The sequence below is a fragment of the Pseudogemmobacter sp. TB195 genome, from assembly GCF_058313095.1.
In genome coordinates, this window is the sequence record NZ_JBZEGG010000004.1 from 1 (window position 1) to 22,031 (window position 22,031).

Annotated in this window: 20 protein-coding genes, 1 tRNA gene and 1 pseudogene; 16 read left to right on the forward strand and 6 right to left on the reverse strand. The window is 63.1% G+C overall.

Going from position 1 to position 22,031, the window contains the following annotated elements:
* From AC4FS3_RS05740 to AC4FS3_RS05755, 4 genes are all read left to right on the forward strand, one after another.
* Positions 1–243 (forward strand): hypothetical protein (locus tag AC4FS3_RS05740; RefSeq protein WP_491019725.1); only part of this gene is annotated, 243 nt, incomplete at its 5' end.
* Complete coding sequence (locus AC4FS3_RS05745; protein ID WP_491019726.1) at positions 231–452, forward strand: hypothetical protein; 222 nt, start codon at positions 231–233, stop codon at positions 450–452. The genes AC4FS3_RS05740 and AC4FS3_RS05745, both read left to right, overlap by 13 nt.
* Before the next feature lie 59 nt (positions 453–511).
* Positions 512–685: a hypothetical protein gene (locus AC4FS3_RS05750; RefSeq protein WP_491019727.1), complete on the forward strand. Its 174-nt coding sequence runs from the start codon at positions 512–514 to the stop codon at positions 683–685.
* 27 nt (positions 686–712) lie between these two features.
* The gene (locus AC4FS3_RS05755) at positions 713–940 is read left to right on the forward strand and encodes a glutaredoxin family protein (protein ID WP_491019728.1); all 228 of its coding nucleotides are present in this window, start codon (positions 713–715) and stop codon (positions 938–940) included.
* 157 nt (positions 941–1,097) lie between these two features.
* On the opposite strand, the gene AC4FS3_RS05760 is transcribed toward AC4FS3_RS05755, so the two are convergent.
* Together AC4FS3_RS05760 and AC4FS3_RS05765 are read right to left on the reverse strand one after the other, a co-directional pair.
* A tRNA-Gly gene (locus AC4FS3_RS05760) sits at positions 1,098–1,171 on the reverse strand.
* Between the two features lie 72 nt (positions 1,172–1,243).
* Positions 1,244–3,280, reverse strand: a complete 2,037-nt coding sequence (locus AC4FS3_RS05765; RefSeq protein WP_491019729.1) for an ASKHA domain-containing protein — start codon at positions 3,278–3,280, stop codon at positions 1,244–1,246.
* A 229-nt stretch (positions 3,281–3,509) separates the two neighbouring features.
* On the opposite strand from AC4FS3_RS05765, the gene AC4FS3_RS05770 reads away from it, so the two are divergent.
* The 5 genes from AC4FS3_RS05770 to AC4FS3_RS05790 all read left to right on the forward strand — a co-directional run bounded on the left by AC4FS3_RS05770 (position 3,510) and on the right by AC4FS3_RS05790 (position 10,423).
* Entirely contained in the window at positions 3,510–5,330 is a 1,821-nt protein-coding gene (locus AC4FS3_RS05770; RefSeq protein WP_491019730.1) for an ABC-F family ATP-binding cassette domain-containing protein, read from the forward strand.
* Between the two features lie 343 nt (positions 5,331–5,673).
* On the forward strand, positions 5,674–6,282 hold the full coding sequence (locus tag AC4FS3_RS05775) for an outer membrane protein (RefSeq protein ID WP_283177908.1): 609 nt from the start codon (positions 5,674–5,676) through the stop codon (positions 6,280–6,282).
* Between the two features lie 316 nt (positions 6,283–6,598).
* A complete protein-coding gene (gene cysS / locus AC4FS3_RS05780; protein WP_491019731.1) occupies positions 6,599–7,960 on the forward strand; it encodes a cysteine--tRNA ligase in 1,362 nt (453 codons plus the stop codon).
* Between the two features lie 79 nt (positions 7,961–8,039).
* Positions 8,040–9,659 carry a citramalate synthase gene (cimA, locus tag AC4FS3_RS05785; RefSeq protein WP_491019732.1) on the forward strand — a complete coding sequence of 540 codons (1,620 nt, stop codon included), beginning with the start codon at positions 8,040–8,042 and terminating at the stop codon, positions 9,657–9,659.
* Entirely contained in the window at positions 9,656–10,423 is a 768-nt protein-coding gene (locus AC4FS3_RS05790) for a squalene/phytoene synthase family protein (protein WP_491019733.1), read from the forward strand. Before cimA ends, AC4FS3_RS05790 begins: the two co-directional genes overlap by 4 nt.
* Here the strand turns inward: AC4FS3_RS05790 and AC4FS3_RS05795 are convergent, their stop codons facing one another.
* Complete coding sequence (locus AC4FS3_RS05795) at positions 10,424–11,641, reverse strand: MFS transporter (RefSeq protein ID WP_491019734.1); 1,218 nt, start codon at positions 11,639–11,641, stop codon at positions 10,424–10,426. It abuts the gene before it with no gap.
* A 103-nt stretch (positions 11,642–11,744) separates the two neighbouring features.
* Between AC4FS3_RS05795 and AC4FS3_RS05800 the strand changes: the two genes are divergently transcribed.
* Together AC4FS3_RS05800 and AC4FS3_RS05805 are read left to right on the forward strand one after the other, a co-directional pair.
* A complete protein-coding gene (locus AC4FS3_RS05800; RefSeq protein WP_491019735.1) occupies positions 11,745–12,380 on the forward strand; it encodes a DNA-3-methyladenine glycosylase family protein in 636 nt (211 codons plus the stop codon).
* On the forward strand, positions 12,377–13,036 hold the full coding sequence (locus tag AC4FS3_RS05805; RefSeq protein WP_491019736.1) for an alpha/beta hydrolase: 660 nt from the start codon (positions 12,377–12,379) through the stop codon (positions 13,034–13,036). The genes AC4FS3_RS05800 and AC4FS3_RS05805 overlap by 4 nt, the downstream gene beginning before the upstream one ends.
* A gap of 149 nt (positions 13,037–13,185) precedes the next feature.
* On the opposite strand, the gene AC4FS3_RS05810 is transcribed toward AC4FS3_RS05805, so the two are convergent.
* On the reverse strand, positions 13,186–14,166 hold the full coding sequence (locus tag AC4FS3_RS05810) for a glucokinase (protein ID WP_491019737.1): 981 nt from the start codon (positions 14,164–14,166) through the stop codon (positions 13,186–13,188).
* Positions 14,167–14,265: 99 nt separating this feature from the next.
* The gene (speB, locus tag AC4FS3_RS05815; protein WP_283177914.1) at positions 14,266–15,228 is read right to left on the reverse strand and encodes an agmatinase; all 963 of its coding nucleotides are present in this window, start codon (positions 15,226–15,228) and stop codon (positions 14,266–14,268) included.
* A 122-nt stretch (positions 15,229–15,350) separates the two neighbouring features.
* On the opposite strand from speB, the gene AC4FS3_RS05820 reads away from it, so the two are divergent.
* Positions 15,351–16,361, forward strand: coding sequence for a hypothetical protein (locus AC4FS3_RS05820; protein WP_491019738.1), 1,011 nt, complete (start codon positions 15,351–15,353; stop codon positions 16,359–16,361).
* A 4-nt stretch (positions 16,362–16,365) separates the two neighbouring features.
* On the opposite strand, the gene AC4FS3_RS05825 is transcribed toward AC4FS3_RS05820, so the two are convergent.
* The gene (locus AC4FS3_RS05825) at positions 16,366–17,061 is read right to left on the reverse strand and encodes a type 1 glutamine amidotransferase (RefSeq protein WP_491019739.1); all 696 of its coding nucleotides are present in this window, start codon (positions 17,059–17,061) and stop codon (positions 16,366–16,368) included.
* 187 nt (positions 17,062–17,248) lie between these two features.
* On the opposite strand from AC4FS3_RS05825, the gene guaB reads away from it, so the two are divergent.
* From guaB to AC4FS3_RS05845, 4 genes and pseudogenes are all read left to right on the forward strand, one after another.
* Entirely contained in the window at positions 17,249–18,697 is a 1,449-nt protein-coding gene (gene guaB, locus AC4FS3_RS05830; protein ID WP_491019740.1) for an IMP dehydrogenase, read from the forward strand.
* A gap of 315 nt (positions 18,698–19,012) precedes the next feature.
* Positions 19,013–19,958 (forward strand): annotated as a pseudogene (locus AC4FS3_RS05835) (IS3 family transposase).
* Positions 19,959–20,517: 559 nt separating this feature from the next.
* Positions 20,518–20,772, forward strand: coding sequence for a hypothetical protein (locus tag AC4FS3_RS05840; RefSeq protein ID WP_491019741.1), 255 nt, complete (start codon positions 20,518–20,520; stop codon positions 20,770–20,772).
* Between the two features lie 46 nt (positions 20,773–20,818).
* Positions 20,819–22,000, forward strand: coding sequence for an RsmB/NOP family class I SAM-dependent RNA methyltransferase (locus AC4FS3_RS05845; RefSeq protein WP_491019742.1), 1,182 nt, complete (start codon positions 20,819–20,821; stop codon positions 21,998–22,000).
* Positions 22,001–22,031 lie beyond the last annotated feature (31 nt).

Sequence of the window (22,031 nt, forward strand, 5' to 3'; positions counted from 1 at the left end):
CGCTCTCTCCTCAGGTTTTTGACCGTGGTCCGGAAGACCATAGCGCAGGTGGGTGAGGAGCCGTCCACACCAGCACATCGTCAGGCCTTCTCGTTGCGCCATAGCCATTTCACAACCTGCCTGACCGGGCGGCGTATGGTCAATCCGTTCAGGAAGTCGGGTGAGGGAACCCGCCAGGAGACATTGATCCACTCCGCACTTTTGCACCGCGCGCAAGGCCATGGTGCCATATGCAGCTGGTGATCATTTCCGACGACCTTCACCAGATCCGACGCCCAGAAATGAACGCTCCGCCTGCAGCCATTGCACCGCAAGGTGATGATCATGCCGTCCTGCGCGGCGTGGATCATCCGCCGGTTCTGGAAGGGGTTGGCCGAGGGGTGGGCAGATGGCATATGGCCGGTTCCGGGCTTCTCGAATCGGTAAGTGTTCTTTATATGTTCTCACCATGAAGCGGATCTTTCACCTCAAATGTTCTTGCGGTCAGTCGCGCCACCTGGCGGCAGACGATATGCCGCCCCAATGGCTCGAGGCGGGCGGCGCGATCATACGCGCCGAGGCCCTCGCCATCATGAAATGCCTGCATTGTGGCAAGCGTGGCGCGCCCGCACTCGTCGAGATGCTGGCGCCTGAAGTTGCGCCGCCCGTGCCGGTCATGACGCCTGCTGGCTACACCGGCTTCTGATCCACCTCCTCAATCCGGAACAAACCCATGATCATCCTCTACACCTCGCCGGGCTGTGGCCCGTGCGTTGCGACGAAACGCGCGCTGGATCGGGCAGGGCTGGCCTATGAGGAGAGGGCAGGCGCTGACTGGCCGGATGAGGTCGAGCGGCTGGCACGGATCGCCGGGTCGCGGCAGGGGCCGCTGGTGGTGGCTGGAGATCAGGTGTGGTCGGGGTTTCGGAGCGATCTGATTCTAGGATTGGATCACGCCTGAGAAAAGACGAAGCCGCCTCACCGGTGCTACATGGTCCGCAAAATGGTCTGCAAAATCCACGTGATTAGCGCGCAGTGATCGATACAATGCGCTTTAAGATAGTGCGGCAATCGCTTGATTTTGCGATAAAATGCAGAATTCTTCTATGTCGTGAAGGTGGAGCGGGTGAAGGGAATCGAACCCTCGTATTCAGCTTGGGAAGCTGCTGCTCTGCCATTGAGCTACACCCGCATAGCTGTTCAGCTACGCGAGTGGCGGTGTAAGGTCAAGCGGGGCTCTGCGGCGGATTGTGATTTTCGGGTATCAGCGCCTGCGCCGGCGGCCTTCTCCTCCGCCTGATCCTCCGGTGTTGAAGGAGACCTCGGGCAGGGTGACCACTTTCGCGAGTTCGGGGAAGAGATCGACCGCATTGGGAATTGCGCTTGCATTGACGAAATGCTCCTGGAAGCGCGGCTCGATCGCGGTCTCGACTTTGTGAATCTCGTGCACGGTCGCTTCGATCTGATCGCGCGCCGCTCGGTTCAGGAGCGCGATCCGCGCGCCGGTGCCGGCAGCATTGCCGGCCGAGGTGACATGATCCAGCGGCACATCCGGGATCATCCCCAGCACCATCGCGTGTTTCGGCGAGATATGCGCGCCAAACGCGCCAGCCAGCGTCACGCGGTCGACGTGATCGATGCCCATCGCATCCATCAGGAGTTTGGCCCCGGCATAGAGTGCCGATTTTGCCAGTTGAATCGCGCGGATATCGCCTTGTGTTACAGTAATTCGGGGGCCACCCTCCGCGCTGCCATCATGGATCAGATAAGAGAAGGTACGGCCATGCGGCTCGGCGCGCGGTGTGCCGGTCTGGTCAGGGCCGCCGATCAATCCGCTCGCATCGACGAGGCCCGCCATCCGCATCTCGGCCACGGCCTCGATGATGCCGGAGCCGCAGATGCCGGTGATGCCGGTTGTTGCGGTGGCTTCGGTGAACCCGGGCTCATCCGACCAGAGTTCGGATCCGATCACCCGGAAGCGCGGCTCTTTCGTGATCGGGTCGATGGTGAGGCGCTCGATCGCACCAGGGGCGGCGCGCTGGCCGGAGGAAATCTGCGCCCCTTCAAAGGCGGGACCGGTGGGAGAGGAACAGGCCAGGACACGGCTTTCATTCCCGAGCAGGATCTCGGCATTGGTGCCAACATCAACAATGAGCACCATGTCTTTGGATTTATTGGGCTCTTCTGAAAGTGCCACGGCTGCAGCATCGGCGCCGACATGGCCTGCGATACAGGGCAGGACATAGACCCGGGCATTGTGGTTCATCGCTGTCAGATCCAGCGCGCGCGCGTCGAGCGAGAGCGAATCCGAGGTCGCCAGAGCGAACGGCGCCTGGCCAAGTTCCACCGGATCGATCCCGAGGAAGAGGTGATGCATCACAGGATTGAAAACAATCACCATTTCATAGATCTGCGAAGGCGAAATGCCGGCTTCTTCCGAGATCGACAGCACCAGATTGTTGACCGCCTCGCGCACGGCTCTGGTCATCTCGACATCGCCGCCCGGGTTCATCATCGCGTAGGAGACCCGGCTCATCAGGTCTTCGCCAAAGCGGATCTGCGGGTTCATCAGGCCAGAGGAGGCCAGCACCTTGCCGGTCGAAAGGTCGCAAAGATGCGCCGCGATGGTGGTGGAGCCGAGATCGACCGCAAGGCCGAAAAGCGGCGCGTCAGAATAGCCGGGGAAGAGGTCGAGAATGCGATACGCCTCGTCGTGATTGCCCTGGTTCAGGATCGCGGTGACCTTCCATTCCCCCTTGCGCAGCACGGTCTGGAGTTTGCGCAATATGGTAAGATCAGCCGTTACTTCTTTGATATTCCACTGGTCTTTCAGAGATCGCTTCAGGCGTTCGAAATCGCCGGTGGGGATATGCATGTCGGGCTCTTCCACCTCGACATAGAAACTGCGGGTGGCGGGATCCATCGCGATGTCGCGCTCTGTCGCGGATTTACGGATGACCTGTTTATGAACCTGGCTTTCGGGCGGCACGTCGATGACGATATCGCCCATGACTTTGGCCTGGCAGCCAAGCCGGCGGCCCTCTTTCAGGCCGCGGATGCGGTTGTAGCGGTCCTCGACCGCGTTCCATTCGGAGAGCGCGCCAGGCTCGACCGTGACGCCATGTTTCGGGAATTCGCCATAGCCCGGGGTGATCTGGCATTTCGAACAGATGCCGCGGCCGCCGCATACAGAATCGAGATCGACGCCGAGACTGCGCGCGGCCTGGAGGACCGGGGTGCCATGCGCGAAACGTCCGCGTTTGCCCGATGGGGTGAAAATGACGAGTGCGTCTTCTGACATGGGTTTGGCCTCTGGTCCTCTCGCGCAGCCCTGGTTCTAGCGGGAATGGGCGGCGGGGCAAGGGCGGGAAGCGTCAGGTTGCGACCTGTTCGCGGCGTGATCGCGACAGGAACGGTGCGGCGTGGGGGCAAGGGCGCAGTCGGGGGCCAGCCCCCGAACCCCCGGAGTATTTTTATCAGGAGGAAAAGGAGGAGTTGACGGCATGCAAGGCTGCGCTTAGCGGAGGCGCATGGCACGCGCACCTCTTCTTCAGCTTTCGGGGATTTCGCTGACTTTCGGCGGCAATCCGGTATTCGATGATCTTTCGCTGACCGTTCAGCCGGGTGACCGGGTGGCGCTGGTCGGGCGCAATGGCACCGGAAAATCCACACTTATGAAAGTGATGGCCGGCCTTGTTGAGGCGGATAAGGGCCAGGTCGTGGTGCCCGCCGGCGTCACGGTCGGTTATATGGAGCAGGATCCGGATCTGTCCGGCTTTGCGACTCTAGGTGAATTCGCGGCCTCGAAATTGCCCGAGGATGAGGCATGGCGGCTCTCGACCGTGGCGGATGGGCTGAAATTTGACCCGGATGTGCCAGTGGCGACGGCGTCCGGTGGCGAGAAACGCCGGGCGGCTCTGGCGAAATTGCTTGCCGAGGCACCGGAACTCATGCTCCTCGATGAGCCGACCAACCATCTGGACATCCAGGCCATTGAATGGCTGGAAAACGAGCTGCGCGACACGCGGGCGGCTTTCGTGCTGATCAGCCATGACCGCGCGTTTCTGAAGGCCCTGACACGCGCCACTTTGTGGATAGATCGCGGCGAGGTGCGGCGGCGCGAATCCGGGTTCGACGGTTTCGAGGACTGGCGCGAGACCATCTGGGCCGAAGAAGACGAGGCGCGCCACAAGCTGGATCGCAAGATCAAGGCTGAGGCGAAATGGGCGGTCGAGGGCATTTCTGCCCGCCGCAAGCGCAATCAGGGCCGGGTCCGGGCGCTCGCGGCTTTGCGCGAGGAGCGGTCCTCGCAGATCCGCCGCCAGGGCACGGCGGCGATGGCGCTGGAAAGCGGGCCGGTCTCGGGCAAACGGGTGATCGAGGCGGTCGGGCTGACCAAAGGCTTTGGCGACAAGACGATTGTCAGGGATTTTGACCTGCGGGTGCAACGCGGTGACCGGGTGGCTTTTGTCGGCCCGAACGGGGTTGGCAAGACCACGCTGCTGAAACTGCTGACCGGCGAGATTGCCCCCGATGCCGGGACGGTCACGCTTGGGACCAGTCTTGAGATCGCGGTTTTCGACCAGACGCGTTCGCGCCTCGATCCGGATGCGAGCCTTTGGGAAAACCTGACCGGTGACCCGCTGATGGCAGTTTCGGGAGCGTCGGACCAGGTCATGGTGCGGGGTATACCGAAACATGTGGTCGGCTATTTGAAGGATTTCCTCTTTGATGAGGGACAGGCGCGGGCGCCGGTGCGCTCGTTGTCGGGCGGCGAGAAGGCGCGGCTTTTGCTGGCTAAAATTATGGCCTTGCCGTCCAATCTTCTGATCCTGGACGAGCCGACCAATGACCTTGATGTCGAAACGCTTGATCTGCTGCAGGATATCCTGGGCGAATTTGACGGCACGGTGCTGCTGGTCAGCCATGACCGCGATTTCATCGACCGGGTGGCGACCGCGACCGTGGCGATGGAGGGGGATGGCCAGGTGACGGCCTATCCCGGCGGCTGGTCGGATTATGTGCGCCAGCGGCCTGACCGGCAGGCGCAAATGATCGCAGCCCCAAAGGCCGCGCCAAAAGTCGTCGAGAAAGAAACCGCAGCCACTTCAAATGGTTCCGCTCTGTCTTTCACAGAAAAAAAGCGGCTCGCGGACCTGCCGTCGCAGTTGGAAAAGCTGGGGGCAGAGATCAACCGCCTCAGTGACCTTCTTGCCCAGGCGGATCTTTTCGAGCGCGAACCAGTCAAGTTCCGCAAGGCCAGTGAGATGCTGGCCGAACGTGAGGCCGCACTGGCTGCGGCGGAAGCGGAATGGCTCGGCCTCGCGGAACGGGCCGAAGGCCAGGGCTGAACGCTCTCCAACCTGCTCTGACAGGCATTTCGCCCGGAAACACGGGCGGAATGCAGCCGATATTCAATCTGGCCCAGGCGACTTTTGGCCAGAGGTAAACCGATCTGTTCACAATTGATCGCGAATTGCTCACGCCCTGGTGAGGTCGGGTTGCGCAGCGGCTCAAAGGCTCCGATGTCTGGCGCAGCACATCCCCGGCGGAGGCGGCTTCCGGTAATCCGGATGCTGTCTGGCAAGTGACGAGGGAATGGCGCTCCTGCTCCTCATGGATCAGCGCGGCGCTTTTCTCTGAAGGCACTGTCCGGAGCCCGATCGGGGGGATGCGGAACAAAGGAGTTAACGAATGAAACGTATCGCAGCGATCCTCGCTTTCAGTGCACTGGCAGCCCCTGCTTTTGCCGGCGGCCCGGCCGTCGTGGTGGATGAGCCAGTGGTGATCGCCCCGGCGCCGGTCGTGGTCTCGGCCCCGCAAGGCAACTGGGCTGGCTTTTACGGTGGTGCAAGCCTTGGTTATGGCAACTTCGACGGCGAAACCGCCGGCGTGAAAGTGCTGGATGGCGACGGCGCAATCGGCGGCGTGCAGCTCGGCTATCGCTGGGACCTCGGCAATACCGTGATCGGTGTTGAAGGGGCTTTCGCGGGCTCGAACATCAAGGATGATGCGGTCGACGCCAAGCTGAAGAACAAAACCGACCTCAAGCTGCAGCTCGGCTATGATCTCGGCCAGTCGCTGATCTACGCGACCGCCGGTGCGTCCTGGGCCAAGGCCAGCATCGCAGGCACCAATTACTCGGATAATGGCTGGGTCGCCGGTCTCGGCTATGACTATGACCTCGGCAATAACTGGGTCGTAGGTGCCGAATACCTCTACAACAAATACGACAATTTCGACAATTCCGGTGTCGATCTTGACGGCAGCACTTTCGCGATCCGGGCGAACTACCGCTTCTGATCCAGGGCACTGACCCATCTGCAATCCGGGCGCCGCCAGCCATTGGCGGCGCCTTTTTTTTCTGACGTCGTGGCTCAGGGCGCAGGAAAGGTCTTGGACTCGCCGCACAGCCATGGCACAGAGCAACACGACGACAAATAGTGAAATGGGGCGCAGGACCCCAAAGTGAAGGGGCCGGTCGAATGACAAGATTGCGCATGACCTTCATCTGCTGCATTACCCGCTGATCCAGGATCGCGCGGGCGGCTTCGTCTTATCCCAGACAGAACCGGTAAGCCCCGCGCGGGGGAGAAGCATCGCGCGAGGAGCATAACGGGTGACCATCCGGCTGACCAATACGAAGACGCGTCGCAAGGAAGTGTTTGAGCCGATCAACAGGGATCGGGTGCGGATTTATGTCTGTGGCCCGACCGTCTATGACCGCGCCCATATCGGTAATGCCCGCCCGGTGGTTGTGTTCGACACGCTGTTCCGGTTGATGCGGCATGTTTATGGCGCTGATTCAGTGGTTTACGCGCGAAACTTCACGGATGTTGATGATAAGATCAACGCCCGCGCCGCCGAAACCGGCCGCCCGATCCGCGACATCACCGATGAAACCATCCGCTGGTATCACGAGGATATGGATGCGCTTGGCGCGCTGCGCCCGACGCATGAGCCGCGCGCGACCGAATATATCGGTGCGATGATCACGATGATCGAGGGGCTGATCGAAAGCGGCCATGCCTATGCCGCCTCGGGTCATGCTCTGTTCCGGGTGCGCAGCTATCAGGATTACGGCGCGCTGTCGGGGCGTTCGGTCGATGATATGATCGCCGGCGCCCGGGTCGAGGTCGCACCCTATAAGGAAGACCCGATGGATTTCGTGCTCTGGAAGCCTTCGGACGAAGGCGTCCCCGGCTGGGAAAGCCCCTGGGGCTATGGGCGGCCCGGCTGGCATATCGAATGCTCGGCAATGTCCTATGAATTGCTTGGCGAGAGCTTCGACATTCACGGCGGTGGGCTCGATCTGCAATTCCCGCATCATGAGAATGAGATCGCGCAAAGCTGCTGCGCCCATCCGCATGGGTCTTTCGCACGTGTCTGGATGCATAATGAGATGCTCCAGGTCGAAGGCAAGAAGATGTCCAAATCCCTCGGCAATTTCTTCACTGTGCGCGATCTGCTGGATCAGGGCTATCCGGGCGAGGTGATCCGGATGGTCTATCTGGGCACCCATTACGGCAAGCCGATGGACTGGACGCATGAAAAGGCGATCCAGGCCGAGGGGACATTGCGCAAATGGCGTCAGCTGGTGGAAGGCGTGTCGCCGGGTACGCCTGCACCCCGGGTGGTCGAGGCGCTGTCAGATGATCTGAACACGGCGGGCGCGATTGCGGTCTTGCATGATCTGGCCCGCGAGGGCGATGCGGCGGGGCTGAAGGCTTCGGCCGGGATGTTGGGTCTTCTGGAGGATCACATGGGGTCCTGGACAGAGGCTGGCGTTGACCTCGCCCCCTGGGCGGCGCGGCTGGCGTCCTTGCGCGAAGCGGCGATGCTGTCGAAAGATTTTGCGCCGGTTGATGCGATGAAAGCAAACCTGCTGGCGGCTGGCGTTGAGGTGCGGATGTCGAAAGCGGGGGTCGAGCTGATGCCGGGCCCCGGTTTCGATGCGGCAAAGCTGGAGGCGCTGGACTGATGGATGCGGCAGGCAGCGGGGGGCTTTCTGCTCCCCACACCCCCCGGGAATATTTGCTTCAAGAAGAAGGGGCGCCGGAATGAAAGAACGTCTCTATCTCTTTGATACCACTTTGCGTGACGGGCAGCAGACCCAGGGCGTGCAATTCTCGGCCGCAGAGAAAGTGGCGATTGCGCGGGCGCTGGACCGGCTTGGGGTGGACTATATTGAGGGCGGCTGGCCAGGGGCGAACCCGACCGACAGCGATTTTTTCCGCGAGGCGCCGCAGACCAGGGCGGTGATGACCGCTTTTGGCATGACAAAGCGGGTCGGGCGTTCGGCAGAGAATGACGATGTGCTGGCGGCGGTGCTGGATGCGGGAACGCCTGCGGTTTGCCTGGTGGGCAAGACGCATGAGTTTCATGTCACCACCGCGCTTGGTGTGACGCTGGAGGAAAACCTCGATGCGATTTCAGCGTCTTTGCGCCATGTCGTGGCGAAAGGGCGCGAGGCTTTGTTTGATGCCGAGCATTTCTTTGATGGTTACCGCGCCAATCCAGGCTACGCGCTGGATTGTCTGCGCGCAGCCGAGGCGGCGGGCGCGCGCTGGATCGTGCTTTGCGACACCAATGGCGGAACACTTCCAGGTGAGGTCGGGCAGGTGGTGCGCGAGGTGATCTCGGCGGGCATTCCGGGGGCGAGGCTTGGCATCCATTGCCATGACGATACCGGCAATGCGGTCGCCAATTCGCTGGCGGCGGTCGAGGCGGGGTGCCGTCAGATCCAGGGCACTCTGAATGGGCTGGGCGAGCGCTGCGGCAATGCCAATCTGGTGACGCTGATCCCGACACTGAAGTTGAAAGCGCCCTTTGTGGAGGCGCTTGAAACCGGGGTTTCCGATCAGGCGATGGCCACGCTGGTGAAGACCAGCCGGATGCTGGACGATATCCTGAACCGGGTGCCGTTGCGCTCGGCGCCCTATGTGGGGGCCTCGGCATTCGCGCACAAGGCGGGGCTGCATGCCAGCGCGATCCTCAAGGATCCCTCGACCTATGAGCATATGGATCCGGGGCTTGTCGGCAATACCCGGCAGATCCCGATGTCGAACCAGGCCGGGCAGTCAAACCTGCGGGCGCAGCTGGCGGCAGCGGGGATCATGGTCGATCCGAAAGACCCGCGCCTTGCGCTGATCCTTGAAGAGGTGAAACGGCGTGAAGATCAGGGCTATGCCTATGATGGCGCCCAGGCCTCGTTCGAGATGGTGGCGCGGCGCGAACTGGGGCTGGCTGCGCATTTTTTCGAAGTGCTGCGCTACCGGGTGACGGTCGAGCGGCGCGATGAACCCGATGGCAGCCGCCGGACCCTCTCGGAAGCCGTGGTGGTGGTCGATGCCGGGGGCGAGCGGATGCTCTCGGTTTCGGAAAGCCAGGACGGGGCGGGGAATGACCGCGGCCCGGTCAATGCCTTGTGGAAAGCACTGGCGAAAGATCTTGGCCCCTGGCAGGCGCTGATCGGGGATATGCGGCTCGTGGATTTCAAGGTCAGGATCACGCAGGGCGGCACAGAAGCCGTCACCCGCGTCATCATCGACAGCGAGGATGGCAAGGGACGGCGCTGGTCGACGGTCGGCGTCTCGCCCAACATTGTCGATGCGTCATTCGAGGCGCTGCTCGATGCGGTGCGCTGGAAGCTGACCCGCGATACGGAGGCGGCGACGTGAGCCTTGACGCCTGTGCCGCGCTGGTTGCGCGCAGGGACCCCGACCGCTGGCAGGCGCTGATGGCGGCGCCGGTTCAGGCGCGGGCTGTTCTTTTGCCGCTTTACGCGTTCAATCTGGAGCTTGCACGCATCCCCTGGGCCACGAAAGAGCCGATGATTGCCGAGATGCGGCTGCAATGGTGGCGCGAGGTGGTCGAGGCCGCGATTGCCGGAGAGCCCGCGCGTGCGCATGAGGTGGCGGGGCCGCTGAACGCGCTGATCCGCGAAAAATCACTTCCGTTCGAGGCCTTTGACCAGATGATCGAGGCGCGCCGCCATGACGCCTGGGGCGGGGTTTTCACCTCGGAGACCGCCTTTTATGACTATCTGGGCGCGACCGGCGGCGGGCTGATGTGGCTTTCGGCGCTGGCGCTTGGGGCAGGGCCTGCGGCAGAGGAGCCGGTGCGGCTTTATGGCCGGGCCTCGGCGATGGCGGGCTATTTCCTCGCGGTGCCGGAACTGACCGCGCGCGGTCGTCACCCCTTGCCCGAGGCCGCGCCGGAGGTGCTGGCGCATGAAGGGCTCGGGTGGCTGAAGGCCGCAAGGGCAGGGCGACGCAGCATCCCGCGGGCGGCAAGGGCGGCACTTTTGCCGGGCTGGCAGGCGGGGGCGGTTCTGGCGCGCGCTTTGACTGATCCGGCGGCAATAGCCGAGGGCCGGCTGACACTTGCGGAATTCAGCCGGCGCGGCGGGTTGTTATGGCAGGCGCTCAGCGGGCGGTTCTGATCAAGCCTCTTTCGGGCGCAGCCAGAGCCAGATCAGCGCCCCGCCAGCCAGCACGAGGAAGGGCAGCATCGCAAGATTGACCATCTGCCAGCCGGTCTGGGGCGATCCCCCCGAGCAGTTCATCAGCCCGCCCGAGGACAGCGACGCCAGCGTTACGCCCCCGAACACGACCAGATCATTCAGCCCCTGCAGGCGGCCACGCTCTTCCGGGCGTTGTGCGGCGGTCAGCATCGTGGTCGCGCCGATGAAGCCGAAATTCCAGCCAATACCCAGCAGGATCAGCGCGGCGTAAAAATGCTCAAGCTGGACGCCGGTCATCGCGACCGCTCCGGCGCCGGCGAGGATCATCAGCCCGATGGCAATGATTTTCTCGACCCCGAAACGGGCGATCAGATGGCCGGTGAAGAAGCTTGGCAGATACATGGCCAGCACATGGGCCGAGACGATGTTCGAGGCATCGGATTTTTCAAAGCCGCAGCCCACCACGGCCAGCGGCGACGAGGTCATGACGAGGTTCATCAGCGCGTAAGAGACCGTGGCGCAGATCATTGCAACTGCGATCACGGGGGTGCGGATCAGCTCGCCCCGGCTGCGGCCCTGGCCGGTGTCGACACGTGCAACAGGGCGCGGGATCTTCAGCGCAAAGAACAGGAAAAGGCCGATCAGGTTGATTGCGATAATGGCGAGATAGCTGCCGGTAAAGGTGATGACCAGTGCATCCGAGGTTGCGCGGAAGATCAGCGGCGCCAGCATCGCGGAAAGCAGCCCGCCCCCCATGACCCAGGAAATGGCGCGTGGGCGGAAGCTGTCTGATGCGGTATCCGCCGCGGCGAAACGGTAGAACCCCTGCGCGCTCATATAGATGCCGGAAAAGAAGGCTCCGACGCAAAAGAGGGTGAAACTGCCCACCCACAGGCCCCAGGCGCCGAAGACCCCGCCGAGCGCGCCGCCAAGCGCACCGAGGATAAACCCCGCCGCCCGCCCGTAGCGCTGCATGAAGGCCGAGATCGGCGTGGCGCTCAGCATCGAACCCAGCACCGTGAGCGTGACCGGAAGCGTCGCCCAGCAGATGTTTGAGGCAAGGCTTTGCCCCGCCAGCCCCGCCACGGTGAAGATCAGCGGCATCTGTGCGCCCAGGAGTGCCTGGGCGATGATCAGGATCATCACATTGCGCCTGGCCAGCGCGTCGGAAGCGGGAGAGAGATGAGTCGCGGTCATGGCCTGAGGTAAGAGCTTCCCGGGGGGCAGGGTCAAGGGGCCGCCAGCACCGTGGCACTGCGGCGGATTGCCATTGGCCGCGGCTCATGATCAGGATGCGCCCATGACCACGCCCCGTATCATTCTGGGCGAGCCCTGTCTCGCCGAAGGGATCGACTGGCTCTCGCGCCTCGATCCGCGCTTTGCCCATGCCGCCGGGCTGACCGGGATGCCGCCCTTGCGGCTGCGCGCCGACGGATTCGAAGCGCTGCTGGATGCGATCATCTCGCAGCAGGTCTCGGTCGCATCGGCCACAGCGATCCGGGCGCGGATGGCGGCGGCGGGCTATCTCGATGAGGACCGCATTGACGCGGCCAGCGAAGAGGATCTGCGCGCGGCCGGCCTTTCGCGACAAAAGGCGCGCTATGCAAGGGCGCTGGCGGCGGCGCGGCTGGATTATGCAGGGCTCAGGCAGGCGCCGACGGATGGGGTGATTGCAACGCTGGTGGCGCTGCCCGGGATCGGGCGCTGGACCGCCGAGATCTATGCGATGTTCGCGCTTGGCCATGCCGATGTCTTCGCGCCCGGCGATCTGGCCTTGCAGGAATCCGCGCGCCGGCTGTTTGGCCTCGACGAACGCCCCTCGGAAAAGGATCTTCGCGCCATGTCATTGGCCTGGGCGCCCTGGAGATCGGTTGCGGCACGGCTTTTGTGGTCCTACTACCGGGTGGACAGGGGCCGTGAAGGGATCATGGGATGAGAGAGCTGAAATTCGGACGCAAGGGTGCAGCGCAGGGACGGGCGAAATCGCTGATCGTGTTCCTGCATGGTTATGGCGCCGACGGAAATGACCTTCTGGGCCTTGCCGATGCACTGGCGCCGCATTTTCCGGATACGGCTTTTGTCGCACCGGATGCGCCGGAACCCTGCGCCGGCACGCCCTTTGGGCGGCAGTGGTTCCCGATCCCATGGCTTGACGGCTCGTCCGAAGAGGCGGCGCGCCAGGGGTTGCTTGCGGCGGCAGAAGACCTGAACGGCTTTCTGGATGCGAGGCTGAAAGACGAGGGGCTGGAGCCATCTGCCCTTGCGCTGATCGGGTTTTCACAAGGCGCGATGATGAGCCTGCATGTCGCCCCCCGCCGCAGCCTGCCACTGGCGGGTATTGTCGCTATTTCCGGACGGCTGCTCGCTCCGGAATTGCTCTCAGCCGAGGCGAAGGTGAAGCCCCCGGTGCTGCTGATCCATGGCGATCAGGATCCGGTGGTCCCCTTTGAGGATATGTCCCTTGCAGGAGACGCGCTGGTCAGCGCCGGATTGGAGACCTATGCGCATGTGATGCAGGGAACCGGTCACGGTATCGCGCCCGACGGCCTTGGCGCGGCGCTCGGCTTCCTGAAAGAACGCCTGCCGGGTTGATTTTCACTGGTCGGGCTGGGGGCGCTGCCCCCGTCCCGTTCCGGGACTCCCCCGGGATATTTAGAGACAGATGAAATTCCTCAGCTGATTTCATCTGTCTCTAAATATCCCCGCCGGAGGCTTCCGCAATCAGCCGGAGGCGCAGCGTTTCAATGCGGGCGCAGCGCTTCAAGCCAGGCGGCGCAGCCGGTCAGGGCGGCGTAATCGTCTTCCACAACCGAGACGCGGAAGGCATGGGTCAGCAGATCGACCCGGCGCGGTTCGCGGAACTGCGCGGCGAGGTGATGCTGTTCGAACCAGGGCGTCATCGCCCGGGCCATGCCGCCGATCAGGTAGATGCCGCCCCAGGGCAGATAGCTCAGCGCCAGATCAGAGAGGAAACCGGCCAGGATATGGCTGTAGAGCCGCGCGGCTTCTGTGGCGACCGGGTCTCCTGCCGTCAGGAGCCCGAGGATTTCGGCCGAGGATTTCCCGTCCTGGCTGCCGGCCTGATGGCTTGCGAAACTGTAGAGATTGGCAAGGCCGCGCCCGGCGAGCACTTCCTCGACCCCGCAATGCGCCACCTCACCGCGATCCTGCAACAGAGACTCGATGAACCGCAGAAGCGCGAGGTCCTCCTCACTGCGGACCGGCATGTTCATATGGCCGCTTTCCGAGGGCGGCACCACGCGATCGGCCCCGTGGCCATAGACCGGTGCGGCATTGACCCCGGTCCCGAGCCCCACAACCAGCATGGTCTGGCCCGGAACCGCCGCGCCGTCGATCAGCGGCCGCAGGCAATCCGGCGCGATATGACCAAGCGCGTGGCCCTGGGCCTGGAGATCATTCAGGATCGAGACCCGATGCGCGCCAGTGGCGCCGCGCAATTTGTCTTCATCCATTACCCAATCGAGATTGGTCATGGTCGCGACCCCGTCCTGCACCGGGCCGGCGGCGGCGACACAGACGCCCTCAACCATCGCGCCGGCATCCGCGAGATAGTCGCGCAGGATCGCGGCAATGTCCTGGCCGCGCGCCTTGTATTCCGCATTCGGAAAGCGCCGGATCGAGCCTTCGACCACCTGCGCCCCATCAGCCAGGGCGACCCGCGTATTGGTGCCGCCGATATCGGCAAGGATCGCCAGGGCCATAGGTCACTCCATCACAAGACCGGACAGCGGGATGTTCCCGCTGCCGTTATCGCTATCATCTGCCGATTGATACCGGGTCAGACCCGGTCACGGCAAGCCTCAGCCGCGTTTCCCGCGCGCATGGAAGATGAAACCGAGGAAATTCAGCAGCACCTGGGCCGCAAGGATCTGCGTCGAGCCGGAGTGATCATAGTCCGGCGCCACCTCGACCAGGTCCATGCCGACCACCTCATGGCGGTTGGCGACGGCCTGCAGCACTTCGAGCACTTCATAATAGAGGAAGCCGCCATGCGAGGGCGTGCCGGTGCCCGGCGCGATCGAGGGGCAGAAGCCGTCAATGTCGATCGTCACATAGACGCGGGCATCTGCCGGGATGCGCGCCAGGACGCCCTCGGTGCCCAGTTTGCGGGCCTGGCGCACCGAGATGATGTCATCGCCCATCTTGCGCGCCGCGTCATAGCCGTCTTTCGCGGTTGAGGACACATTGCGGATCCCGAGAGCGGTGATCCCGGTGACATAGTCCTTTTCGGCGGCGCGGCGCATCGGGTTGCCATGGCCGTGACGCACGCCATGCCGGATATCGACGAAATCGAGATGCGCGTCGATTTGCAGGATATGAATCGGGCCACGGCCCTCAAAGGCGCGGATACAGGGGATATTGATCGAATGATCTCCGCCCAGCACCACCGGAAGCGCGCCGGCATCGAGCATGGCGCGCACGCCGGCCTCGATATTGGCGTGGCTGGTTTCGGTATCGGTATGGACGATATCCGCATCGCCGATATCGACGATCCGCACATCCTCGGCCAGATAGGTCGCGTCATCCTCGTGATCATAGGCGCCGCCCAGACCGAAGGAAAACAGCGTCGAGGCTTCGCGGATCGCGCGCGGCCCGAAACGGGCGCCGGCGCGGAACTGGGTTCCAAAGTCGAAAGGCGCGCCCATCACCGCCACATCGGCGTCAATCTTGTCCCAGTCAGGCTGGTAAGCGTTTTTGCCGAAAGTGGAAATTCCCACGAAGGGCAGGTTCAGCCGGGCGGGCTTTGTGGTGTTCGAAGTCATAAGGTCTCTCCCCGTTTCGCGCGACATTGGTGCTGACGTTGCAGAATGGCAAGCCCGGCCGCGACATCAGATCGCCTTGAGGCGACCGCAATTCCCGGCTTTGCTGCGCAGAGGAGGTGACCATGTCCCAGGATCCTGCAGAGTTCCGCCCCAAACGCTTTCCGGCGCCGGAATTTCCGCCGCACCAGACCCGGATTTTTGCCCGGACGCCGCCGGTGATTTTTACCGCGCTGGCCGGGCTGATGTCGGTGCCTCTGGTTCTGCGCGAGGTGCTGATTGCCACCGATCTGCCGGTGGCGGCGGCAGAAATGGCGGCGGGGATCTTACTGGCGTTCTGGCTGTTCTGTATCTTCGCGTTGATTGCGAGGATCGTTCGGCGACCTTCTGTAATTACAGATGATTTTCGGGTTATCGTTTCCCGCAACGGGCTGTTTTCGGCGATGATTTCTGGGATGATTGCGGGCCGGCTGATCCGGTCTCTGTGGCCTGCGATCTCATTGGGGCTGACCCTGGTCGCGCTGGTGTCACATCTGGGTCTGGCCCTGGTCTTTTTCACCCTGGCATGGCGCAAGTGGCGCGAAGCCGGGTCTCATTCATGGGTCTGGCGAGATCCGGGGATGCAGTTGATTTACGCAGGGCCATTGGTTGCGGTGCCTGCACTGATTGGGCAAGGCTGGACCGGCGCAGCCCTTGGTCTGAGCGTGATTTGTCTGGTGCCAGCAGGTCTTGCTTTGCTGGCCGGGCTGATCGGGCTGTTGCGCGAGCAGACTCCGGCACCTCTGCGGCCAATGCTGGTGCTGCATCTGGCGCCGGTTGCACTTTGCGCCATTGTCGCGCTTAGTTTTGGTCAGGAAACCCTGGCTGCGGTTCTGGGACTGGCCGCTCATATTATGCTGTTCGTGATTGTCGCAGCAGCCGGCTGGCTGGGACGGGCGGGATTCACACCGATCTGGGGCAGTGCGATCTGGCCGGTTGTTCTGGTGGCAGACAGCCTGGTACAGGGTGGCGCCACAGGGACATCCGCTGCCGTCTTGCTGGCCGTTTCTGTATTTGCAGCAGTGGTTTGCTGGCGGATTTTCAGGCTTTGGCCAAAGGGAAGGCTCGCCGATATGACCAATACCGGCGAGGCCTGACCGCTCAGATCAGGGCGACCCAGGCGCGGGCCAGGGCGAGGCCGGTTTCATCGGCAGCCGCGCCCCATTTTTCGGCCTCGGCCGGCATGTCCTGAACCCATCCTTTGCGGGTGCCTTCGATTACATCGGGGAATTCGCGGTTCCATGCGGCGGCGACGTTGCGGTTCGCTTCGAAATGGAACTGCATGCCGTAAGTGGCGCGGCCGATACGGAAACACTGGTTCTCTGCGACCGGAGAACTGGCCAGACGCACCGCATTTTCAGGCAGCGTAAAGGTGTCGGTATGCATCTGATAGATGCGGAATGGCCCGGTCGCTGCCTGCATCACCGCGTCCTCCGCCGCCTCGGGCAAGGGCGTGACCTCGCACCAGCCGGCCTCGACCGCGACGCCGCGCAGGTTCTGCCCGCCAAAGGCGCGCGCAAGGATCTGCGAGCCGAGGCAGATCCCCAGAACCGGCTTATCGCCCAGGCTATAGGCGCGCATCAGATCGGCCAGCGGGTCGAGATAGGGATGCGTCTCCACATCATCGGCATATTGTTCGCCGCCAAATACCACCAGCGCATCGGTATCGGGCGAAAGCGGCAGAGCCTCGCCATTCCGCGGCTTGATCAGGTTGATCGCGGCGCCCGCCTCATGCAGCGCGATGCCGACCTGGCCGTGCTGGGTGCTGGGGGTGTTTTCGACGATAGTGACGCGCATGGGCCGGTCCCTGGGAAAGAATTATTCCTGCCATATCGTCAGGGCGCCCGCGAACAGGCAAGGGGGCAAAGCGGGTGAAAGACGTATTTCACGGATCTGTTTCACAAAAGCCGGGCAGACCCCCTTGCGCAACCGGCGGGGAAGTGAAAAGGGGAACCGCCAAACGACGATCCCTGAGGAGATTCCTATGGAGATTCGCGAGGCTCTCACCTTCGACGATGTCCTGCTTGTTCCCGCAGCAAGCTCGGTTCTGCCAAACACGGCAGATACCTCGACCTTTGTGACGAAATCCATCCGGATGAACATCCCGCTTCTGTCCAGCGCGATGGATACGGTGACCGAGGGGCGAATGGCGATTGCCATGGCCCAGTCCGGTGGCATCGGGGTGATCCACCGCAATCTCGATATCGAGACCCAGGCCCGCGAAGTGCGCCGGGTGAAGCGGTTCGAATCCGGCGTGGTCTATGCGCCGATCACGCTGCGCGCCGATCAGACGCTGGCAGATGCCAAAGAGCTGATGGAGCGCTACAACATCACCGGCTTCCCGGTGGTGGACGGCGATAACCGCGTCGTTGGCATCGTGACCAACCGCGATATGCGCTTTGCCTCGGATGACAAAACGCCGGTCTCGGTGATGATGTCGTCGGACAATCTCGCGCTGCTGCACGAGCCGGTCGACCGTGATGCCGCGATCAGTCTGATGAAGGCGCGCCGCATCGAGAAATTGCTGGTGACCGACGGAACGGGCAAGCTGACTGGCCTTCTGACCCTGAAAGACACCGAGCAATCGGTCCTGAACCCGCAGGCCTGTAAGGATGATCTCGGGCGGCTGCGTGTTGCTGCGGCGTCGACCGTTGGCGAAGAAGGCTTTGCCCGCTCGAAAGCTCTGATCGAGGCCGGGGTGGATATGGTGGTGATCGACACCGCGCATGGCCATTCGGAAGGCGTGGCGATTGCAGTCGAGCGGATCAAGAATTTCTCGAACTCGGTCCAGGTGGTCGCGGGCAATGTGGCGACCGGCAAGGCGACCGCTGCGCTGATCAGGGCAGGGGCGGATGCGGTCAAAGTGGGGATCGGCCCGGGCTCGATCTGCACCACCCGGATTGTCGCGGGTGTGGGTGTGCCGCAGCTGACCGCGATCATTGAATCGGCAGCCGCTGCCGGAGACGTGCCGGTGATCGCCGATGGCGGCATCAAATTCTCGGGCGATTTCGCGAAAGCCATCGCGGCGGGCGCCAGCTGCGCCATGGTCGGATCGGCCATTGCGGGCACGGATGAGAGCCCCGGCGAAGTGATCCTGTGGAACGGCCGCTCGTATAAAAGCTATCGTGGCATGGGCAGCCTTGGTGCCATGGCGCGCGGCTCGGCGGATCGTTATTTCCAGAAGGATGCGGCCTCGGACAAGCTGGTCCCGGAAGGGATCGAAGGCCAGGTGCCCTATAAGGGGCCGGTTGCAACGGTGCTGCATCAGATGGTGGGCGGCCTGCGCGCCGCGATGGGCTATACTGGCAATGCTACGGTGGCCGATATGCGCAATGGCTGCGAATTTGTCCGCATCACCGGGGCAGGGCTTAAGGAAAGCCATGTCCATGATGTGCAGATCACCCGCGAGAGCCCGAATTACCGCGTCGGCTGAGCCCAAGACAGACAACTGAAAAAAGGCGGTCCCGCGGGGCCGCCTTTTTCACATCCATGGATCAGGCCAGCCTCCAGGCGCCCTGGGTGTGCTTTGGCAAGTTATTGTATCTTAACCAGTGTTTTATCATCCTCAGGAAGATGGCTCCCGATCCACCTGCGAGAAGCAAACCTGAAGCGAGAGGAACGGGACTGGCTCTCTCCAACCGCGTTTATCGAGCGCCAGGGTCTGGTTGCGGACGCAATGAAGGTCGGACTGAATAGCCCCATGTTTCGTGGACGCCTTCTTTGCTAATTTTGAGGCAAGGAGGCCATGATGGGCACAACCACTTTCAGCGACGACTTCAAGCGCGATGCGGTCGCTCAGATCACGGAGCGGGGCTACCCGGTCAGCGAGGTTTCTGAACGGCTCGGGGTGAGCAAGCACTCGCTCTATGCCTGGCTACAGGCTCCGATGAGTGCTCGAGCCCAGGAAGACAGGCGCCAGACTGAACTGCTGCGGAGCGCCTGGGCGGAGAGTGGGAAAGTCTACGGATATCGCAAGCTGCATGACGATCTGGTTGAACAGGGCGAAAGCATCTGTCCGAACCGGGTCGCCCGGCTGGCCCAGCTTGCGGGGATCAAGGCTCAGACAGGCTATAAACGCCGCCCCGGCAGCTATGGCGGCAAGCCATAAGTCGTGGTCGATATCGAGCCGGTGAACGCCACCGGTTCGAGAGAACCGGCGAGGCCTCGACCGGCAGTTCGACGTCGAGGCCCCGGACAGGGTTTGGGTGACGGACATCACCTACATCCGGACCCTGGAGGGCTTCGCCTGTCTCGCTGTGGTCATCGACCTCTATTCCCGGCGCGTGATTGGTTGGTCGATGCAAAGCAGGCAGACAACGGATATCGTTCTGCAGGCCCTGCTCATGGCTGTCTGGCGGCGCAAACCGAAGGGAAAGGTGCTGATCCACTCAGATCAGGGCAGCCAGTTCGACCTGCATGGATTGGGCTGCGTTGCCTCACGCGCCCATAATCTTGAGCATTCGATGAGCCGCCGCGGCAACTGCCACGACAACGCCGTCGCCGAGAGTTTCTTCAACCTCCTCAAGCGAGCGGATCAGGCTCAGGACCTACCGGACCCGCGAAGAGGCGCAAGGCAGGACGTGTTCGATTACATCGAGATGTTCTACAATCCAAAGCGCAAACATGCGAGGAACGGGATGCTGTCGCCCCCCGAGTTCGAACGGCAGCAGAAGATGAGACGTGAACGCGTCTAAGAAACTCGGGGACATTCAGAAGATGGGGGCAGCACCTTCGCGATTATGTGATCGTCATCCTTTTCCGTGCCTCTGTCGCCAGGGCAACGCCGGCCCCGAAACCCAGACTCTGCGCTTTGATACGGCGCGTGATGAGGTGCGGACCGTTGCAACCAACAGTGCATCTCGATTTCTGGATCGTTTACAGCTCAGCTCCAGACAAGCCCTGGCACAGGGGGTCTTAACCGCAACAGTCCAGCCGGAACATCGGGGAGCGATGTCGTGGCGCGTCTTCTTTTCCGGGGCCACCGATATGAGCGCCCCACTCACAATGTGGCCTCAGCCTGAAAATGCAGGATGACCCTTCCTTGCGGTCTGAAGGCACTGCACCTGGGGCGGCGACGCAGATCTTGCAGGCCTGCCGCTGGCCTTTGCTGTGTCGGATTTCGTTTTTGGTTCAGGGGATCACCGGTCGGAGTGCTGCGCAGGCCCAGGATGTGGCGATCAACCAGCTGCGCCGTGCATCTCAAATCTGAAAGGATGTGCTGGCGAAACCGCAAACATGGCCCGGGCTCGGGGGATGAACCTGCGTTACAGCGACATCGCGTTAATCACTACCGGCATGATCAACAGCGGCGGCACTATCCGGATCAGAGGCTGCCGCAGCAGGCTGAAGGCGGCGTTTGATGCCTGGCTGGGCAGGCCTGAACCGGTATCGGATCTGACCACAACGCCCCGCCGCATCAAGGCTGTCGCGCGGCAGGGTGATCCATTTAAGGCGATGGTCTTGCCTTGGGCGCGGTTTCATCCGATCAGGGCCAGGCCAGTCTTATGACGTGATCCCCTGTCAGAGGGCCGTCGATCACAGGAAGGAAACCGACATGCGTTCCCCGGGCCGCGCCGCCGCAGCAATCGAGATCCTCGATCAGATCCTGGCCGGAGCCCCGGCCGAAAAGGCGCTGATTGCCTGGGGCAGGGCCTCGCGCTTTGCCGGCTCGAAAGACCGCGCGGCGGTGCGTGATCTCGTCTTCGATGCGCTGCGCCAGCGGCGTTCGGCGCTTGCCATGGCAGGAGCGGGGGGGCGTGCAGGACCCGATGCGGCGGCGGCCAGCGGCCGGGCACTTGTGCTGGGCGTTTTGCGGCTCAGGGGCGAGGATATCGGACTCTGGTTTGACGGTTCCGACCACGCGCCGGCGCCTCTGAGCGAGTCCGAGACGCCGCGTTCCGCCGAAGGGGCCGAGGCCTTCGACATTCCCGACTGGCTTGAGCCCCCGTTGCGCGAGGCGCTCGGGGCCGATTTCGTGCCGGTCATGGCGGCGATGCGGTTGCGTGCCCCGGTGATCCTGCGCGTTAACGCCGCCCGGATCAGCCGCGAGGCCGCCATCGCGGCGCTTGCGGCGGAAGGGATCGAGACCGTGCCGCATCCGCTTGCCGCAACCGCATTGGAGGCGCGCTCCGGCCAGCGGCTGATCGCATCGGGCAGGGTCTTTGCCGATGGGCTGGTCGAATTGCAGGATGCCGCCTCGCAGGCGGTGGTGCTGGGGCTGCCCCTGAAAGACGGGATGAAGGTTCTGGATCTTTGTGCCGGCGGCGGCGGCAAAACCCTGGCGATGGGGGCGATGGCGCGGCTGGCGCTGACCGCCCATGACGCCAGCCCGCGCCGGATGGAAGATCTGAAAACCCGTGCCGCCCGTGCGGGCCTGCAGGTCCGGCTCAGCGCAAGGCCCGAGGAGGCCGCGCCCTATGATCTGGTGCTGACCGATGTGCCCTGTTCCGGCTCGGGCAGCTGGCGGCGCGACCCGGAAGGGAAATGGCAGCTCACGCCGGAGCGACTGGGCGCGCTGACCGGCCTCCAGGCGGAAATTCTTGACCGTGCGGCGGCGATGACCGCGCCCGGTGGCTGGCTCGCTTATGCGACCTGTTCTTTCCTGCGCGCGGAAAACGAGGACCAGGTCGAGGCTTTTCTGGCCCGCCATGCCGGCTGGACCCTGGCCTCCAGTCGCCGCTATGGCCCGCTTGAGGGGGGCGACGGGTTCTTCTCGGCGCTGTTGTCGCGGGCCTGATCCGCCGCTTCGGTCATTTTTGCCCGCCTGA

Bases quoted from the DNA above. Each gene is read 5' to 3' on its own strand.
- AC4FS3_RS05840 (WP_491019741.1), top strand. From the start codon at position 20,518: ATGAACCTGCGTTACAGCGACATCGCGTTAATCACTACCGGCATGATC.
- AC4FS3_RS05800 (WP_491019735.1), top strand. From the start codon at position 11,745: ATGACCACGCCCCGTATCATTCTGGGCGAGCCCTGTCTCGCCGAAGGG.
- cimA (WP_491019732.1), top strand. From the start codon at position 8,040: ATGAAAGAACGTCTCTATCTCTTTGATACCACTTTGCGTGACGGGCAG.
- AC4FS3_RS05810 (WP_491019737.1), bottom strand. From the start codon at position 14,166: ATGGCCCTGGCGATCCTTGCCGATATCGGCGGCACCAATACGCGGGTC.
- AC4FS3_RS05795 (WP_491019734.1), bottom strand. From the start codon at position 11,641: ATGACCGCGACTCATCTCTCTCCCGCTTCCGACGCGCTGGCCAGGCGC.
- AC4FS3_RS05845 (WP_491019742.1), top strand. From the start codon at position 20,819: ATGCGTTCCCCGGGCCGCGCCGCCGCAGCAATCGAGATCCTCGATCAG.
- AC4FS3_RS05820 (WP_491019738.1), top strand. From the start codon at position 15,351: ATGTCCCAGGATCCTGCAGAGTTCCGCCCCAAACGCTTTCCGGCGCCG.
- AC4FS3_RS05765 (WP_491019729.1), bottom strand. From the start codon at position 3,280: ATGTCAGAAGACGCACTCGTCATTTTCACCCCATCGGGCAAACGCGGA.
- AC4FS3_RS05775 (WP_283177908.1), top strand. From the start codon at position 5,674: ATGAAACGTATCGCAGCGATCCTCGCTTTCAGTGCACTGGCAGCCCCT.
- AC4FS3_RS05750 (WP_491019727.1), top strand. From the start codon at position 512: ATGCCGCCCCAATGGCTCGAGGCGGGCGGCGCGATCATACGCGCCGAG.
- AC4FS3_RS05825 (WP_491019739.1), bottom strand. From the start codon at position 17,061: ATGCGCGTCACTATCGTCGAAAACACCCCCAGCACCCAGCACGGCCAG.
- speB (WP_283177914.1), bottom strand. From the start codon at position 15,228: ATGACTTCGAACACCACAAAGCCCGCCCGGCTGAACCTGCCCTTCGTG.
- guaB (WP_491019740.1), top strand. From the start codon at position 17,249: ATGGAGATTCGCGAGGCTCTCACCTTCGACGATGTCCTGCTTGTTCCC.
- AC4FS3_RS05745 (WP_491019726.1), top strand. From the start codon at position 231: ATGCAGCTGGTGATCATTTCCGACGACCTTCACCAGATCCGACGCCCA.
- AC4FS3_RS05755 (WP_491019728.1), top strand. From the start codon at position 713: ATGATCATCCTCTACACCTCGCCGGGCTGTGGCCCGTGCGTTGCGACG.
- AC4FS3_RS05770 (WP_491019730.1), top strand. From the start codon at position 3,510: ATGGCACGCGCACCTCTTCTTCAGCTTTCGGGGATTTCGCTGACTTTC.
- AC4FS3_RS05805 (WP_491019736.1), top strand. From the start codon at position 12,377: ATGAGAGAGCTGAAATTCGGACGCAAGGGTGCAGCGCAGGGACGGGCG.